This is a genomic window from endosymbiont of unidentified scaly snail isolate Monju (genome assembly GCF_000801295.1).
Classification (GTDB): Bacteria; Pseudomonadota; Gammaproteobacteria; order Chromatiales; family Chromatiaceae; genus MONJU.
Window position 1 is genome coordinate 1,667,736 of record NZ_AP012978.1, and the last position, 16,384, is coordinate 1,684,119.

Here is a 16,384-nt window from a genome sequence, read left to right on the forward strand (position 1 = left end):
GTCTCAGTCCAGGTTGGCCCGCGCCGGCCAGGCGATCATGTGGCCCGGCTTCACCAGCGGGCGCAGGTGTTCCATGATCGCCTCGACCCGCTCGGGGCGGTCGAAGAATTCGATGATCACAGGCAGGTCGAGCGAGATGTCCAGCAGGTGGGTCTCGTGGATCCGTCCCGAACCGCCGAAGCCGGCAATGCCACGAAAGGCCGTGACCCCCGCAACCTGCTCGCGGTCGTGCAACAGGTCCAGCAGGCGGCGGTGCTCCCCGCCCTTCTCGCTGCAATAGATGCGCACCACGGTCACGTCGCTCGTCGTCATCCGATCTGCCTCGCCAGGATCACGCCGGCGAAGGCGGCGACCACGCAGGCCGTCACGCTCACCAGCACGTTCAGCAGGGCACGCCCGTAGAGCGCCTCCTGCACAAGGGTCAAAGTCTCGATGGAGAAGGTCGAGAAGGTGGTGAAGGCGCCCAACAGGCCCACCAGCACGAAGGCGCGCCATTCCGAGCCCAGGGCCAGGCGCTCGAGCATGAACACCGACAGGAAGCCCATTGCCAGCGAACCGAGCAGATTCACCGCCAGGGTGCCCCAGGGGAAGCCGCGTCCCAGCCAGCCATAGACCGCCGAGGACACGCCGAAACGCATCACCGCGCCGATGGCCCCTCCTGCCGCGATAGCCAGCACCTGGTTCACGCAACCCTCTCCGCAAAAAGGCGCATTCTACCCCATCGGGCGCGGTTCATCGGCGCGGCCTCCCCCGATTTGCATCCTGAAGAGGGTACCGGGCAGCGGCGGGACGATGTTCGGCCCGGGGACGGGCCTCCTACCTGCAGGAGCGACGTCCCCGCCGCGAATTCACGACTCCTCTTTTCGCGCCTGCCGATCCAGCTCCGCCAGCCGTTGCAGCTTCTCGCCGATCTGGATCTCCAGGCCACGATCGACCGGGTGATACAGGCGCGTGCCGGCCAGCGCCTCGGGAAAATAGTTCTCGCCCGCGGCATAGCCCCCCGGTTCGTCGTGGGCATAACGGTAGGCCTTGCCGTAGTCCAGTTCCTTCATCAGCCGGGTGGGCGCATTGCGCAGGTGCAGCGGCACCTCCAGCGAACCGGACTCGCGGGCCAGCTTCATGGCCTGCCCGAAGGCCTTGTAGAGCGCATTGCTCTTCGCCGCGCAGGCGAGGTACACCACCGCCTGGGCGATCGCCAGCTCACCCTCGGGACTGCCCAGCCGTTCCTGTACCTCCCAGGCGTTCAACGCGATCTGCAGGGCGCGCGGGTCGGCGTTGCCGATGTCTTCCGAGGCCATGCGCACCACGCGGCGGGCGATGTACAGCGGATCACAACCGCCGTCGAGCATGCGCGCCAACCAGTAGAGCGCGGCATCCGGCGCCGAGCCACGCACCGACTTGTGCAGCGCCGAGATCTGGTCGTAGAAGGCCTCGCCCCCCTTGTCGAAACGCCGCACCTGGCCGGAGACGACTTCTTCGAGCACCGTCTGGGGGATACGCCCATCTTCGGCCAAGTCGGAGGCGATCTCGAGCAGGTTGAGTGCGCGCCGGGCATCACCATCGGCCGCCTCGGCCAGCAGCTCGAGCTGATCGTCGTCCAGGTGCAGCCCCAGCTCCCCCAGCCCGCGCTCGGTATCGTTCACGGCGCGCTCGAGCAGGGTGCGGACCGCCTCGCGGTCGAGCGCCTTGAGCACATAGACCCGGGCGCGCGAAAGCAGCGCATTGTTCAGCTCGAAGAAGGGATTCTCGGTGGTGGCACCGACGAACACGAAGGTGCCGTCTTCCACGTGCGGCAGGAAGGCATCCTGCTGGGCCTTGTTGAAACGGTGCACCTCGTCGATGAACAGCAGGGTCGGCCGCCCCTCGGCGGCCAGGGTCTGGCGCGCCTGCTCGACCGCGGCGCGGATCTCCTTGACCCCGGAGAGCACCGCAGAAAGGGTGATGAAGCGATGCCCGGCGTGATTGGCCAGCAGGCGCGCCAGGGTGGTCTTGCCGGTGCCCGGCGGCCCCCAGAGGATCATCGAGTGCAGATGCCCGGAGAGAATGGCCCGACGCAGAGGCTTGTCCTCGCCGAGGATATGCCCCTGGCCGACGTACTCCTCGAGGCTGCGCGGACGCATGCGATCGGCCAGCGGCTGGCTGGCGGCGGTTTCGGCGGCGAACAGGTCAGCGGTGTCCATGCCGCGATTGTACCGATTCCGTGCCGCAAGACCGCACCCCGCGCGACCCTGCAGCCCCCGATCGTGCCCATGCCTCTTGCGGGGCAGACGGGACAGGGGGCCAGTTCTGCTGATTCAGCAGGTCCCAGTCGGGCGGCGGCTGGTAGGTAAACAGGCTGTCGTCGAGCGCGGGATTGCGCTTGACCTCGAAGAAGGTGAAGCGCGAGATCTGCCCGAACTGGTCGGTCAGCTCGAGCTTGCGCAACTCGTCGCCCTTGAAGGCGACCAGAATGCGCAGGATGTCGCTCTCGGCATCCTTCGGCGAGAGCTCCAACCATTGCAGGCCCTGGCGCTCGCCCAGCTCGACCACGTTGAACTCCTTGTCCACCGGCTCCTGGGCCAGCAGGATCTTCGCCGGCGAACCCTTGAGCGCGGCCTTTTGATAGACCTTGGTGACATGGTTGAGGTCGTCTTCCACGATCCACAGGTCGTGGCCGTCGGCGATGATGTGCCGCTGCTCGGGCATCACATAGTCCCAGCGGAAGCGGCCAGGGCGCTTGAGCAACAGCACCCCGTGGAACAGTCCCTGACGGGCGTTTTCGGTATCCAGCACCGCCTGTTCGAAACGGGCCTCGAGCGTGGTGAGCCCCTGGCTGAAACGATCCAGTGCCTCGCGGCCCGGTCCGGCGACAGCGAGCTGGCCGGCGGCCAGCAGCAGGAGAATGAACAGTCTTTTCATGCTTCAGTCCTTGGGTGGAGGTGGAGCCAGCACCTCGCGGTTGCCGCGCTCGTCCGGCGCGCTGACGATGCCGACCCGTTCCATTTCCTCGACCAGGCGAGCGGCCCGGTTGTAACCGATCTTGAGCCGCCGCTGCACCCCGGAGATGGAGGCACGGCGCGACTCGGTGACAATGGCCACCGCCTCGTCGAACAGCGGGTCGGCATCCTCGGTATCGACACCGGCGGCCTCGGGAGATAGACCCGGGATCGGCTCGCTGGGTTCCTGCACGATCTCGTCGATGTATTCTGGCTCGCCGAGTTGCTTGAGGTGCGCCACCACGCGATGCACCTCGTGGTCGTCCACGAAGGCGCCGTGTACCCGGCGCGGGATGCTGGTGCCCGGCGGCAGGTAGAGCATGTCGCCGTGCCCCAGCAGGTGCTCCGCGCCCATCTGGTCGAGGATGGTGCGTGAATCCACGCGCGAGGAAACCTGGAAGGCGATGCGCGAGGGAATGTTGGCCTTGATCAGACCGGTGATCACGTCCACCGAGGGCCGCTGGGTGGCGAGCAGCAGGTGGATGCCCGCGGCGCGCGCCTTCTGCGCCAGGCGCGCAATCAGCTCCTCGACCTTCTTGCCGACCACCATCATCATGTCGGCAAGCTCGTCGATGATGACCACGATGTAGGGCAGCGGGGCCAGGTCGGGGGCCTGAGGCGGTTCCTCGGCCAGCGGGTCGGGCTCCGGCTGAAACAACGGGTCCTTGATCGGCTCGCCGGCCTTGAGCGCCTCGCGCACCTTCTTGTTGAAGCCGCCGATATTGCGCACCCCCAGCGCAGCCATCAGCCGGTAGCGCCGCTCCATCTCGGCCACGCACCAGCGCAGGGCATTGGCCGCGTCCTTCATGTCGGTGACCACCGGGGTGAGCAGGTGGGGAATGCCCTCGTAGACCGACAGCTCCAGCATCTTGGGGTCGACCATGATCAGCCGCACCTCCTCGGGCGTGACCTTGTAGAGCAGGCTGAGGATCATGGTGTTGATGGCCACCGACTTGCCCGAACCGGTGGTGCCTGCGATCAGGGCATGCGGCATCTTCGCCAGGTCGGCCACCACCGGCTCGCCGACAATGTCCTTGCCCAGCGACAGGGTGAGTGGCGATTTCGAGCTGTCGTAGGCCTCGGAGCGCAGGATCTCGCTCAGATAGACAATCTCGCGCTCGGCGTTGGGGATCTCCAGGCCGATCACCGACTTGCCCGGGATCACCTCCACCACCCGCACCGAGATGGTGGACAGGGCACGCGCCAGGTCCTTGGCCAGGCCGGTGACCTTGCTGGCCTTGGTGCCCGGCGCCAGCGACAGCTCGAACATCGTGACCACCGGCCCCGGGTGCACCGCCACCACCTCGGCGGTGACGCCGAAGTCGGCCAGCTTGCGCTCGACCAAGCCCGACATCTTCTGCAGGTCTTCCTCGGACATGCGCCGCACACTGGGCTGCGGTGGATCGAGCAGGCTCAGCGGCGGCAGCGCGGCGTTGGGCGGCGGTTCCAGCAGGGTGAGCTGCTTTTCCTTCTCCACACGCACGCTCTCGCGCGGCTGTCGCCTGGGCTTCTCGATCACCGGCGGCGGCTTCTTTTCGACCCGCTTCTGCTCCTTCAGGCGCACCGCCTGGCGCTCCTGCTTCATCTGCCGCGCCTGGCGGCGCTCGCTCAGCAACTGCCAGAGATCACGCGCCTGGCGCAGTACCTTGAGCACGAAGTCGCCAAGCGCGTCCATCACCGACAGCCAGGAGATGCCCGTGAACAAGGTGAAACCGATCAGCACGGCGGCCAGCATCAGCAGGCTGGTGCCGGCGTGACTGAGCGCCGCCACCAGGCCGTCGGCCAGCGCCAGGCCGAGGATACCGCCCGCCCCCTCCGGCAGGTCGCCGGCCCCGCCGCGCAGGTGCAAGGCCGCCAGGGTGGTCGCGCCCATGAGCGTGAGCACGAATCCCGTGCCGCGGGCGATCCACAGGTAGGGATGGGGTTCGGTGTCGTTGCGCTCGCGGAACAGCATCCAGCCGAACCAGATCAGCATCAGCGGGAACAGGTAGGCCATCACCCCCACCAGCGAGAACAGCACGCTGGCAAACCAGGCACCGACCGGCCCGCCGGCGTTCTCGGCCTGCACCCGGGGACCGACGTAGCTCCAGCTCGGGTCCTCCGGCGAATAGCTCAGCAGGGCCATCATGAAGAAGCTGCCGAGTGCCAGCAAAAAGAGAAAGCCCGCTTCCTTGAGGCGCTTGTTCAAAGAGGCATTCAACGCCCGTTCAACCTTGTCAAATCAAGTGGATATGTTTGGAATCTCGTGCAATTTCCAGATTATTCCACAAAACCCGACGGCCTGCCCAACCGGGGTCACAACAGGGTCGCTTCCTTACTCCTCGCCGCGCAGCACCGACAGCACGATCTCGCCCTCGGCGACGTTGATCGCACCGGCAAGCACCGGATCGTCCACCCAGTCGGGTTGCAACAGGCGTTGCAGCCAGGGCAACAGGGCGCCTGCCAGGGCCTGGGACGCGCTGCGCGGGACCGCGCCGGGCATGTTGGTGACACAGAAGTGCAGCACGCCCTCCTCGACGTACACCGGATCATCGTAGGTGGCAGGCCGGGTGGTTTCGATGCAGCCACCCTGGTCAACCGCGATGTCCGCAATCACGCTGCCATCCCGCATGGCCGCCACTTGCTGGCGCGACACCAGGCGCGGCGCTTCCGCTCCCGGCAGCAGCACGGCCCCCACCAGCAGGTCGGCCGTGCACACCGCCCGGTCGATCGCCTCGGCGCTGGCGTACAGCGCCTGGATATTGGGCGCACTCGCAGCCATCGCCGCCAGCTTGCGGGGATCGCGGTCGAACACCGTCACCTGCGCTCCCAGGGCCGCGGCCAGGCGCGCTGCACTGCCGCCGGCATGGCCTGCGCCCAGCACCGCCACCTGCCCATGCTCGACCCCGGGCACCCCGCCCAAAAGCACACCCCGTCCGCCCTGCGGGGTATGCAGCAGGTGGGTACCGACCTGCACCGCGATGCGTCCGGCGATCTCGCTCATGGGACGCAACAGCGGCAGATCGCCATCGACCATCACCGTCTCGAAGGCGATGGCGGTCAGGCCGATCTCGCACAGGCGCCGGGTCAGCGCCGGGTTGGGGGCCAGGTGCAGGTAGGAGAACAGGATCTGCTCGGCGCGCAGGCGGTCCAGCTCTGGCCCCACCGGCTCCTTGACCTTGACCACCACCTCGGCGCTCGCATACAGGCTATCGGCGTCCGGCAGGATCTCCACTCCTACCGCGGCATAGGCGGCATCCTCGTAGCCGCTGATCTCGCCGGCCCCCTGCTCCAGGCAGACCCGGTGCCCGGCACGTACCAGCTCGGCTGCCACCGGTGGCGTCAGTGCCACCCGGCCCTCCAGCGGCTTGATCTCCCGTGGCACCCCCACACATCGTCCCTTCATCTGTTCTCTCCCGGTGCAAGGTTGGATTCCTCAACAACAGCTTAGTAGTATGGCGCGCAGTTTTGGCCCGCCAGGGCGGATCGGTCCCTTTTTTTTCATGTCCCCCTTTTTCCAAGGAGTCGTCTCATGAGCGAAACCAAGCATTGCCGTCTGCTCATCCTCGGATCCGGCCCCGCCGGCTATACTGCCGCGGTCTATGCCGCTCGCGCCAATCTGCAACCGGTGCTGGTCACCGGCATGGAACAGGGCGGCCAGTTGATGACCACCACCGACGTGGACAACTGGCCCGGCGACCCCGACGGCGTGCAGGGCCCCGACCTGATGGCGCGCATGCAACGCCATGCCGAGCGTTTCGAGACCGAGATCATCTTCGACTACATCAGTGAAGTGGACTTGGGTGTGCGCCCCTTCCGTCTCAAGGGCGACAGCAAACACTACAGCTGCGATGCCCTGATCATCGCCACCGGCGCCTCGGCGCAATACCTGGGGCTGCCATCGGAAGAAAAGTTCAAGGGCAAGGGCGTATCCGCCTGCGCCACCTGCGACGGCTTCTTCTATCGCGGCCAGAAGGTGGCGGTGATCGGCGGCGGCAACACCGCAGTCGAGGAAGCGCTGTACCTGTCGAACATCGCCTCGGAAGTGGTGCTGGTACACCGCCGCGACAGCCTGCGCGCCGAGAAGATTCTGCAGAAGCAACTGTTCGAGAAGGCGGAGAACGGCAACATCACCATCGAGTGGAACCACGTGCTCGACGAAGTGCTGGGCGACCAGAGCGGCGTGACCGGCATGCGCATCAAGAGCACCACCGACGGCTCGACCAGGGACATCGAGCTGCAAGGCATCTTCATCGCCATCGGCCACAAGCCCAATACCGACATCTTCGAGGGCCAGCTCGAGATGAGCGACGGCTACATCAAGGTCAAGAGCGGTACCGAGGGCAACGCCACCGCCACCTCGCTGGAAGGCGTGTTTGCCGCGGGCGACGTCATGGACCACGTCTACCGCCAGGCCGTCACCTCGGCGGGCACCGGCTGCATGGCGGCCCTGGATGCCGAACGCTACCTGGATGCGCTGGAGGCCGGTGACTGAAACAGCGGCGGCCGGGGACTCAGCCGAGATCCCCGGCCCCGGTAGCCAGCTGTTCCATCACCCAGGCGTGCAACAGCACCTGCTGGAAGCGGTTGATCGCGCGAAACTGGATCCCGTGCAAATGAACCAGGCGGCGCCTGCCATCCTCCTCGAGCATGCGCTCGCAGCGGCTGCGCACGTCGCCGACCAGGTTCAAGGCCTCGGCCTGCCCCAGCACCTCCAGGTTGAACAGGATCTGCACCATGTCCCCCACCTCGCCCAGAGGGACCCGGGACTGCAAGCGCACCCCGGTCTCGCTCAGGTCGGCGATCTCTGCCTGCTGGAAATACTCGGGCTGATCCGGCTGCCGAGTGTTGCGTACCTGACAGGCGATCCGCGTCCTCACCCGCGCCGAGTTGCGCACCACGATCTGCTCGAACTCGCGTGGCCAGGCCAGGTGCAGATGCGGATAGGGCTTGACCGGTGCCGCCAGCACCCGCGAGGTGAAGCCCACCACGCTGTCACCACGCAGCATGCGCACCTTGAAGACCTGGCCTTCGCGCACGATCTTGTACTTGCCCTCCCGGGTCACCGGATTGGTGACCACGAGGCTGGAACCCACCAGGTAGCCGATCACGCGCACCAGCTCGCGCGGCGCCTCGTCCGGCACCAGCGGCTGGATCTGCATGGGTGCCCCTATGGCCAGATTGAGCGTATCTTCAGACATCGTGGCCAATAACGGCAGCCGATCAGGAACCTTTATCCCGACATGTATTGCGTCATCTCCCACGCCCCCGAGCGACCAGCCACCATCCTCAGGAGACCTTGCCCATGAAGCCACGGGTGGAGATCCTCGAGAACCTGTCCACGGTATCGGCCGAGGAGTGGAACCGGCTCGGCGTGGCTGCCCTGCCCTTCCTGCGGTATGAGTTCCTGCGCGCCCTCGAGGTCCACGACTGCCTGGGCGAACGCTTCGGCTGGCTGCCGCGACACATTGTGGTGCACGACGCGCAGGACCGGCTGGTCGCCGCCTGCCCGCTGTACCTCAAGTTCAATTCCTACGGCGAATTCGTGTTCGACTGGGCCTGGGCCGACGCCTATGAACGCAACGGGCTGCGCTACTACCCCAAGCTGGTCTCGGCCTCACCCCTACACTCCGGCCTCCGGCCCGAAACTGCTGATCGCGCAGGACGCCCCCGAACCGGACGGCCTGCGCCACCTGCTGCTGGAGACCGCCCGGCAACTGGCCGAGGCAGAGCGTGCCTCCTCGTTGCACTGGCTGTTCACCCCCGAAGAGGAAACCACCTTTCTCGAGGCCCGCGGTTACCTGCGCCGCACCGGCTGCCAGTTTCACTGGGAGAACCAGGGCTGGCAGGACTTCGACGACTTTCTCGCGGCGCTCAGTCACGCCAAGCGCAAGAACATTCGCCGCGAGCGTCGCAAGGTGCATGAGGCCGGCATCCGTTTCCGCCAGCTCGACGGGCAGACCGCCAGCGAGGCCGACTGGGCCGACTTCCACCAGCTCTACGAGACCACCTTCGACCGCAAGGGCGGCCTCCCCACCCTCTCGCTCGACTTCTTCCTCGACATCGCCGAGCGTCTGCCTGCACAAGTTCTGCTGGTACAGGCACTGAAAGATAATCAGGTGGTCGCCGCCGCCTTCAACCTGGTCGGCGAGACGACCCTCTACGGACGACACTGGGGCTGCCGCGCACACTACGACAGCCTGCACTTCGAGACCTGCTACTACCAGGGTCTGGACTTCTGCCTGCAACGTGGCCTGCAACGCTTCGAACCGGGCGCCCAGGGCGAGCACAAGATCGCCCGCGGCTTTCTGCCCACCCCCACCTGGTCGGCACACTGGCTGGCAGATGCGCACTTCGCCCGAGCCGTGCAACAATTCCTGCAACACGAAACCGAAGGAATGCAGGACTACATGGACGAACTGGCCGGGCACTCGCCCTACCGCCGATCGGAGAGTGCATGATCTTTCGCCTCGACGACACCCCGCCCGATCACCCTTTTCCCAATCCCGCGCTGGCCGAGAGCGACCCCAACGGCCTGCTCGCCGTCGGCGGCGACCTGCACCCGCGCCGCCTGCTCAACGCCTACCGTCACGGCATCTTCCCCTGGTTCAGCGAGGACCAGCCCATCCTCTGGTGGAGCCCCGATCCGCGCATGGTCCTGTTCCCCGACGAGATCCACGTCGCCCGCAGCCTGCGCCGGCAGATGCGCCGTGGCGGCCTGGAGCTGCGCATCGACAGCGATTTTGCCGGTGTACTCGATGGCTGCGCGGCACCACGACGCGAAGACGAGGGCACCTGGCTGATCCCGGAGATGCGCACCGCCTACCTGACCCTGCACCGCATGGGGTGGGCCCATTCCTTCGAACTGTGGCAGGACGAGCGGCTGGTCGGCGTGACCCTGGGGAGCATGTTCTTCGGCGAGTCCATGTTCAGCCGTATCCCCAGCGCCTCGCGCATCGTCCTGGTCTATCTTTGTGAACACCTGTCCGCCAACCGCTTCCCGGTGATCGACTGCCAGATCCACAACTCCCACCTGGAACGCATGGGCGCGCGCGAGATACCGCGCTCCCATTTCCAACGCCTGCTGGCCGAGGCAGTGGAGACCCCCTGCGAGGCCACCGTCTGGCAGACCGCGCCCCTCGACTGCCGTGAGCTGGAGCACGTACGGTGAACGCACAGTCATTGCGCCTGACGCTCTATCTCTCTGCCCCGCAGCCGTGCAGCTACCTGGCCGGACAGGAGGCACAGAGTCTGTTCGCCGATCCGCAAGGCCCCATGGACACGCGGATCTACGGCCAGTTGGTGCAACGGGGCTTCCGCCGCAGCGGGCACCTGGTGTACCGACCGAGGTGCCCGGAATGCCAGCAGTGTCGCTCCGCGCGGGTGCCGGTCGCGACCTTCCGCCCCCGGCGCCGCCACCGCCGGGTGCTGCGCGCCAACCGCGACCTGCGAATCGTGCCAGTGCCACCGGCCTTCCGCGAGGAACACTTCACCCTGTATCGTCGCTACACCCGCGCCCGCCATGCCGGCGGCAGCATGGCCGATTCGAGCGCACAGGAATACATGGACTTCCTGGTCGCCGACTGGTGCGCGACCGACTTCCTCGAGATCCGCCTGAGCGACCAGCTCCTGGGCGTGGCCGTCACCGATCGCCTGACCGACGGCCTCTCGGCGGTCTACACCTTCTTCGATCCCGATCAGCCCGGACGCTCGCTGGGCACCTGGGCCATCCTCGCCCAGATCGAGCGGGCACGCGAACTCGGCCTGCCCTGGCTGTACCTGGGCTATGCGCCACAAGACCGGGTTCCGCCCCATCGAGCTGTACGACGGGCAGGGCTGGTGCCGTTTCGAAGCCGGCGAGACGGTCGAACTCCAGGTTCGGCCCGGGGACGGGCCTCCTGCAGGGCGGGAGCGGCATCCCTGACACGAAGGGCTCGGCCCGGGGACGTCCCCCTGCAAGGCAGGATCAGCGCCGACCTGCAGGCGCGATTTTGCTATACTCCGCGTCCATCTCGGCGTCATGCCGACATCGAAACCGGACAGAGACGATGGCAAAAGAAGACGTGATCGAAATGGAAGGGACCGTGATCGAGACCCTTCCCAATACCATGTTCCGTGTGGAGCTGGAGAACGGCCATGTGGTGACGGCCCACATCTCGGGCAAGATGCGCAAGCACTACATCCGCATCCTCACCGGCGACAAGGTCAAGGTGGAACTGACCCCCTACGACCTGACCAAGGGTCGCATCACCTACCGCGAGCGCTGATCCCGACGCGTCATCCCCGCCGCGGGGTCAGTGCACCTCCCGCGGCCGGATGTCGAACGCCAGCTCGTCATCCTCCAGGGTGATCCGCACCTCGCCACCCTGCGCCAGGCGGCCGAACAGCAGATCCTCGGCCAGCCGCTTCTTGATCTTCTCGCGAATCAGCCGCGCCATGGGCCGTGCGCCCATCAGCGGGTCGTGGCCGTGTGCGGCCAGCCACTCGCGCGCCGCCTGATCGACCGACAGGCTCACCCCCTTCTCCGCCAGCTGCTGCTCCAGTTCGAACAGGAACTTGTCCACCACGTGCGCGATGGTCTTGTCGTCCAGCGGGGCGAACTGGATGATGGCGTCGAGGCGGTTGCGGAACTCGGGGGTGAACAGCTTCTCGATGGCCTGCATGCCGTCGCTGGAGTGGTCCTGCGAGGTGAAGCCGATCGAACGCCGTGACATCTCCGAGGCCCCCGCGTTGGTGGTCATGACGATGATCACATTGCGGAAATCGGCCTTGCGCCCGTTGTTGTCGGTCAGGGTGCCGTGGTCCATCACCTGCAGCAGCAGGTTGAACACATCGGGATGGGCCTTCTCGATCTCGTCGAGCAGCAGCACCGCATGCGGGTGCTTGTTGATCTCCTCGGTGAGCAGACCACCCTGGTCGAAGCCCACATAGCCCGGCGGCGCGCCGATCAGGCGCGAGACGGTATGGCGTTCCATGTATTCGGACATGTCGAAGCGGATCAGCTTCATCCCCAGCACGCGCGCGAGCTGGCGGGTCACCTCGGTCTTGCCCACCCCGGTAGGTCCGGCAAACAGGAAGGAGCCGATCGGCTTGTCCTCGGTGCCCAGGCCCGAACGGTTCATGCGGATGGCCGAGGCCAGTGCCTCGATCGCCGGGTCCTGGCCGAACACCACCATCTGCAGGTCACGGGTGAGGTTCTTGAGCGCCTCGGTGTCGGTCGAGGAGACCTTGCGGGGCGGGATACGCGCGATCTTGGCCACGATGGCCTCGATCTCGCCCACACCGATGGTCTTGCGCCGCTTCGAGGGGGCACGCAGCTGGTTGGCCGCGCCAGCCTCGTCGATCACGTCGATAGCCTTGTCCGGCATGTGCCGGTCGTTGATGTACTTGTCGGCCAGCTCGGCGGCGGCGCGCAGGGCCCGTGCCGAGTACTTCACCTGGTGATGTTCCTCGAAACGGCTCTTGAGCCCCTTGAGGATCTGGATGGTGTCCTCCACCGAGGGCTCCTCGATATCGACCTTCTGGAAGCGCCGCGCCAGGGCTCGATCCTTCTCGAAGATGCCACGGTATTCCTGGTAAGTGGTCGAGCCGATGCAGCGCAGCTCACCATTGGCCAGCATGGGCTTGATCAGGTTGGAGGCGTCCATCACCCCGCCCGAGGCCGCCCCGGCACCGATGATGGTGTGGATCTCGTCGATAAACAGGATGGCCTCGGGCTGCGCCTTGAGCTCGGCCAGCACGGCCTTGAGACGCTTCTCGAAGTCACCCCGGTACTTGGTGCCGGCCACCAGGCTGCCCAGATCCAGCGCATAGATGGTGCAATCGGCAAGCACCTCCGGCACCTCGCCATCGACAATGCGCTTGGCCAGGCCTTCGGCGATGGCCGTCTTGCCCACGCCGGCCTTGCCGACCAGCAGCGGGTTGTTCTTGCGGCGCCGGCACAGGATCTGGATGGTGCGCTCCACCTCGAGCTGGCGACCGATCAGCGGGTCGATGCGCCCCTCGCGGGCCAGGGCGTTGAGGTTGGCCGCCCAGCTCGCCAGCGCGCCGGCCTCTTCCTGTCCCTCCTCGCCCTCGGACGGCAGTTCGCCCTCGCCGCGCTGCTGTTCGGACTCGCTGGACACCTTGGAGATGCCGTGCGAGATGTAGTTGACCACGTCCAGGCGGGTGATGCCCTGCTTTTCCAGGAAATACACCGCCTGCGAATCCTGTTCGCTGAAGATCGCCACCAGCACGTTGGCGCCACTGACCTCGGTCTTCTCGGAAGACTGCACATGGAACACCGCGCGCTGCAGCACGCGCTGAAAGCCCAGGGTGGGCTGGGTCTCGCGCTCGTCGCCCACAGGGATGCGCGGGGTGGTCTCCTCGAGAAATTCCTCGAGATCACGGCGCAGGACGGTCAGATCGGCCGCACAGGCACGCAATACCTCGGCCGCCGTGGGGTTGTCGATCAGGGCCAGCAGCAGGTGTTCGATGGTCATGAACTCATGCTGATGCGCCCGGGCTTCGCGAAAGGCCTGATTGAGAGTGAATTCGAGTTCCTTGCTCAGCATGTCGTTTGAACCTGTTGCTGCCCGTCACGGAATAGACCGCCGCAACGGGTGAAAAATCCGCCCCTCAGGCCTCTTCCATGTCGCACAGCAGGGGATGCTGGTTGGCGCGCGAAAACTCGTTGACCTGGTTCACCTTGGTCTCGGCGATCTCGCGGGTGAACACCCCGCACACGCCCACGCCCCGCGTGTGCACGTGCAGCATCACCCGCGTGGCCTTCTCCCGGTCCATGTGGAAGAAGTGCTCGAGTACATGCACCACGAACTCCATTGGAGTGTAGTCGTCATTCAGCAGGATGACCTTGTACATGGGCGGCCGCTTGAGCTTCGGCTTCGCCGGCTCGACCGCCAGGCCACCTTCATCGTCGTGCAGAGAATCGTTGTTGCTGCTCATCTTCCCGGTCTGGCGTGACTTCGCGTTCGGTCTCTATTCTGACCCATGGACATCGGGTTGCAAACGCAGGATTTCAAGGGAACCTTCGTGAACGGCCGCAGATGAAGAATCAGCATATCCGAATTTACAAATGTTATGACAATACAATCACTTGTTTGACCGACGACGGTCAAGGTCTATACTCGGTGAGCGATGTCGCACCAGGGTAATGCGGTCGATAACACGATAAACAGCACCGCCGCCCCAAGCATCGATGCGGAAAACCCCATGGGAGGACTGACGATGGTCACTGGAGTATTAAAGTGGTTCAACAATGCAAAGGGTTACGGCTTCGTGACCCCGGACGAAGGTGATCAGGATATCTTCGTCCATTTCAGCGCGATCGAGATGGAGGGCTACCGGACGCTGAAGGAAGGTCAGCGCGTGGAGTTCGAAGTGGAGGAAGGCCCCAAGGGCCTGCACGCCCTGCGACTGCACACCATTCAGCCCGCCATGGCCTGATGCGGCCAGGCGCAGAAAACCCCGACCGGCTCCGGCCCGTCGGGGTTTTTTTGTATCCGCCAGCCGCGGTTCACATATTGGCGATCATGGCCTCCCCGAACTGCGAACAGCTCAGCAGGGTCGCGCCCTCCATCAGGCGTTCCAGGTCGTAGGTCACGGTCTTCGCGCTGATGGTCCTGCCCATGGCGTCGATGATGCGATCGGCCGCCTCGGTCCAGCCCATGTGGCGCAGCATCATCTCGGCCGAGAGGATCAGCGAACCGGGGTTGACCTTGTCCTGCCCCGCGTACTTGGGCGCGGTGCCGTGGGTGGCCTCGAACATGGCCACGGTATCCGACAGGTTGGCACCCGGCGCAATGCCGATGCCGCCGACCTGGGCGGCCAGGGCGTCCGAGATGTAGTCGCCGTTGAGGTTGAGCGTGGCGATCACGTCATACTCCTTCGGGCGCAGCAGGACCTGCTGCAGGAAGGCGTCGGCGATCACGTCCTTGACCACGATCTCGCGGCCGGTCTTCGGGTTCTTGAAGGTGCACCAGGGACCACCGTCGAGTTCCACCGCGCCGAACTCGTCCTTCGCCAGCTCGTAGCCCCACTCCTTGAAGGCCCCTTCGGTGAACTTCATGATGTTGCCCTTGTGCACCAGGGTCACCGAGGCGCGATCGTTGTCGATGGCGTACTGGATGGCCTTGCGCACCAGGCGTCTGGTCCCCTCCTCGGAGACAGGTTTGATACCGATGCCCGAGGTGCCCGGGAAACGGATCTTGGTCACCCCCATCTCGTTCTGCAGGAAGTCGATGAGCTTCTTCACCTCGGGCGTACCCGCGGCCCACTCCACCCCGGCATAGATGTCCTCGGAGTTTTCACGGAAGATCACCATGTCGGTGTACTCCGGGTGTTTGAGCGGGCTGGGCGTGCCGTCGAAATAGCGTACCGGACGCTGGCAAACGTACAGGTCCAGCTCCTGGCGCAGGCTGACATTGAGCGAACGGATGCCCCCGCCCACCGGGGTGGTCAGCGGCCCCTTGATCGACACCACGTAGTCGCGCACTGCTTCCAGCGTCTCCTCGGGCAGCCAGACGCCCTCGCCATACACCCGGGTGGCCTTCTCACCGGCATAGATCTCCATCCAGGCAATGCGCCGCGCGCCGCCGTAGCTCTTCTCGACCGCGGCATCGACGACCTTCTTCATCACCGGGGTGATGTCCACGCCGATGCCGTCGCCCTCGATGAAAGGCACGATGGGATGATCCGGCACGTTCAGGGAGTTGTCGGAATTGACGCTGATCTTCTGCCCGTCGGCAGGAACCTGTATCTTGTCGAAAGCCATGGAAACGATCCGTTCGGTTAGGGAAAGCCCGGTATTTTAGCACCATCGACCCCATGCCCCGACTCGTCCTGTTCAACAAGCCCTTCGGCGTGCTCAGCCAGTTCACCGACGGGAAAAACCGCGCCACCCTGGCCGACTGGATCGATCTGCCCGGCGTCTACCCGGCCGGACGACTGGACCGCGACAGCGAGGGACTGCTGCTGCTCACCGACGATGGCGCCCTGGCCCACCGCCTGACCCACCCGCGCAAGCGCACCTGGAAGACCTATCTCGTACAGGTGGAGGGGGAGATCGACGAAGCGGCGCTGGCGGCCCTGCGCGCCGGCATCACCCTGAAGGACGGCCCCACCCTGCCGGCACGCGCCCGCCGCGTGCGCGAACCCGACTGGCTGTGGCCACGCGACCCGCCGGTACGTTATCGCGCGCGCATCCCCACCAGCTGGCTGGAGCTGCAGATCCGCGAGGGCCGCAACCGCCAGGTGCGGCGCATGACCGCGCAGGTCGGCTTCCCCACCCTGCGCCTGGTCCGCATCCGCATCGGTGACTGGCGGCTCGACGGCCTGGCACCGGGGCAATGGCGGGTGCTCGAGGTGGCGGCATGCCCACCGGCCCCGCGGCGAAAGAACACCCCGAAACATCGCCGGAGACGCTGACTCGC

17 protein-coding genes and 1 pseudogene are annotated in these 16,384 nt (G+C 65.8%); 8 read left to right on the plus strand and 10 right to left on the minus strand.

Features of this window, described 5'->3' with window-relative positions; genetic code table 11:
- Positions 1-3: 3 nt before the first annotated feature.
- From EBS_RS08025 to ald, 6 genes are all read right to left on the minus strand, one after another.
- Entirely contained in the window at positions 4-312 is a 309-nt protein-coding gene (locus EBS_RS08025; protein WP_043108156.1) for a DUF190 domain-containing protein, read from the minus strand.
- Positions 309-686 (minus strand): fluoride efflux transporter CrcB, encoded by a 378-nt coding sequence (crcB, locus tag EBS_RS08030; protein ID WP_043108157.1) that lies wholly within the window; start codon positions 684-686, stop codon positions 309-311. The genes EBS_RS08025 and crcB overlap by 4 nt, the downstream gene beginning before the upstream one ends.
- 162 nt (positions 687-848) lie before the next feature.
- Complete coding sequence (locus EBS_RS08035; RefSeq protein WP_043108158.1) at positions 849-2,180, minus strand: replication-associated recombination protein A; 1,332 nt, start codon at positions 2,178-2,180, stop codon at positions 849-851.
- Entirely contained in the window at positions 2,167-2,898 is a 732-nt protein-coding gene (lolA, locus tag EBS_RS08040) for an outer membrane lipoprotein chaperone LolA (protein WP_052199419.1), read from the minus strand. The genes EBS_RS08035 and lolA overlap by 14 nt, the downstream gene beginning before the upstream one ends.
- A 3-nt stretch (positions 2,899-2,901) precedes the next feature.
- A complete protein-coding gene (locus EBS_RS08045; RefSeq protein WP_082000005.1) occupies positions 2,902-5,163 on the minus strand; it encodes a DNA translocase FtsK in 2,262 nt (753 codons plus the stop codon).
- Positions 5,164-5,289: 126 nt separating this feature from the next.
- Positions 5,290-6,360 (minus strand): alanine dehydrogenase, encoded by a 1,071-nt coding sequence (gene ald / locus EBS_RS08050; RefSeq protein WP_043108160.1) that lies wholly within the window; start codon positions 6,358-6,360, stop codon positions 5,290-5,292.
- Positions 6,361-6,486: 126 nt separating this feature from the next.
- Between ald and trxB the strand changes: the two genes are divergently transcribed.
- Positions 6,487-7,449 (plus strand): thioredoxin-disulfide reductase, encoded by a 963-nt coding sequence (gene trxB, locus EBS_RS08055; RefSeq protein WP_043108161.1) that lies wholly within the window; start codon positions 6,487-6,489, stop codon positions 7,447-7,449.
- Between the two features lie 19 nt (positions 7,450-7,468).
- On the opposite strand, the gene EBS_RS08060 is transcribed toward trxB, so the two are convergent.
- A complete protein-coding gene (locus tag EBS_RS08060) occupies positions 7,469-8,155 on the minus strand; it encodes a flagellar brake protein (protein WP_081999886.1) in 687 nt (228 codons plus the stop codon).
- Between the two features lie 104 nt (positions 8,156-8,259).
- Between EBS_RS08060 and EBS_RS14870 the strand changes: the two are divergent.
- The 5 genes and pseudogenes from EBS_RS14870 to infA form a co-directional block, all read left to right on the plus strand.
- Positions 8,260-8,484, plus strand: a pseudogene (locus EBS_RS14870) (peptidogalycan biosysnthesis protein); the annotation flags it as partial.
- Positions 8,485-8,527: 43 nt separating this feature from the next.
- Entirely contained in the window at positions 8,528-9,415 is an 888-nt protein-coding gene (locus tag EBS_RS08065) for a GNAT family N-acetyltransferase (RefSeq protein WP_331711220.1), read from the plus strand.
- On the plus strand, positions 9,412-10,125 hold the full coding sequence (gene aat, locus EBS_RS08070) for a leucyl/phenylalanyl-tRNA--protein transferase (RefSeq protein ID WP_043108164.1): 714 nt from the start codon (positions 9,412-9,414) through the stop codon (positions 10,123-10,125). Before EBS_RS08065 ends, aat begins: the two co-directional genes overlap by 4 nt.
- Positions 10,122-11,021, plus strand: coding sequence for an arginyltransferase (locus tag EBS_RS08075; protein WP_231892785.1), 900 nt, complete (start codon positions 10,122-10,124; stop codon positions 11,019-11,021). Before aat ends, EBS_RS08075 begins: the two co-directional genes overlap by 4 nt.
- Positions 11,003-11,221, plus strand: a complete 219-nt coding sequence (gene infA, locus EBS_RS08080) for a translation initiation factor IF-1 (protein WP_043108165.1) — start codon at positions 11,003-11,005, stop codon at positions 11,219-11,221. Before EBS_RS08075 ends, infA begins: the two co-directional genes overlap by 19 nt.
- A gap of 27 nt (positions 11,222-11,248) precedes the next feature.
- Here the strand turns inward: infA and clpA are convergent, their stop codons facing one another.
- Complete coding sequence (gene clpA, locus EBS_RS08085) at positions 11,249-13,507, minus strand: ATP-dependent Clp protease ATP-binding subunit ClpA (protein WP_043108166.1); 2,259 nt, start codon at positions 13,505-13,507, stop codon at positions 11,249-11,251.
- Between the two features lie 64 nt (positions 13,508-13,571).
- Positions 13,572-13,898 carry an ATP-dependent Clp protease adapter ClpS gene (gene clpS / locus EBS_RS08090; RefSeq protein WP_043108167.1) on the minus strand — a complete coding sequence of 109 codons (327 nt, stop codon included), beginning with the start codon at positions 13,896-13,898 and terminating at the stop codon, positions 13,572-13,574.
- A gap of 282 nt (positions 13,899-14,180) precedes the next feature.
- Between clpS and EBS_RS08095 the strand changes: the two genes are divergently transcribed.
- Positions 14,181-14,399: a cold-shock protein gene (locus EBS_RS08095; RefSeq protein ID WP_043108169.1), complete on the plus strand. Its 219-nt coding sequence runs from the start codon at positions 14,181-14,183 to the stop codon at positions 14,397-14,399.
- 70 nt (positions 14,400-14,469) lie between these two features.
- Here the strand turns inward: EBS_RS08095 and icd are convergent, their stop codons facing one another.
- Entirely contained in the window at positions 14,470-15,726 is a 1,257-nt protein-coding gene (gene icd, locus EBS_RS08100) for an NADP-dependent isocitrate dehydrogenase (protein WP_043108170.1), read from the minus strand.
- Between the two features lie 53 nt (positions 15,727-15,779).
- Here icd and EBS_RS08105 point away from each other — a divergent pair, with 53 nt between their 5' ends.
- Positions 15,780-16,379, plus strand: coding sequence for a pseudouridine synthase (locus EBS_RS08105; RefSeq protein ID WP_043108171.1), 600 nt, complete (start codon positions 15,780-15,782; stop codon positions 16,377-16,379).
- The last annotated feature ends 5 nt before the right edge of the window (positions 16,380-16,384 follow it).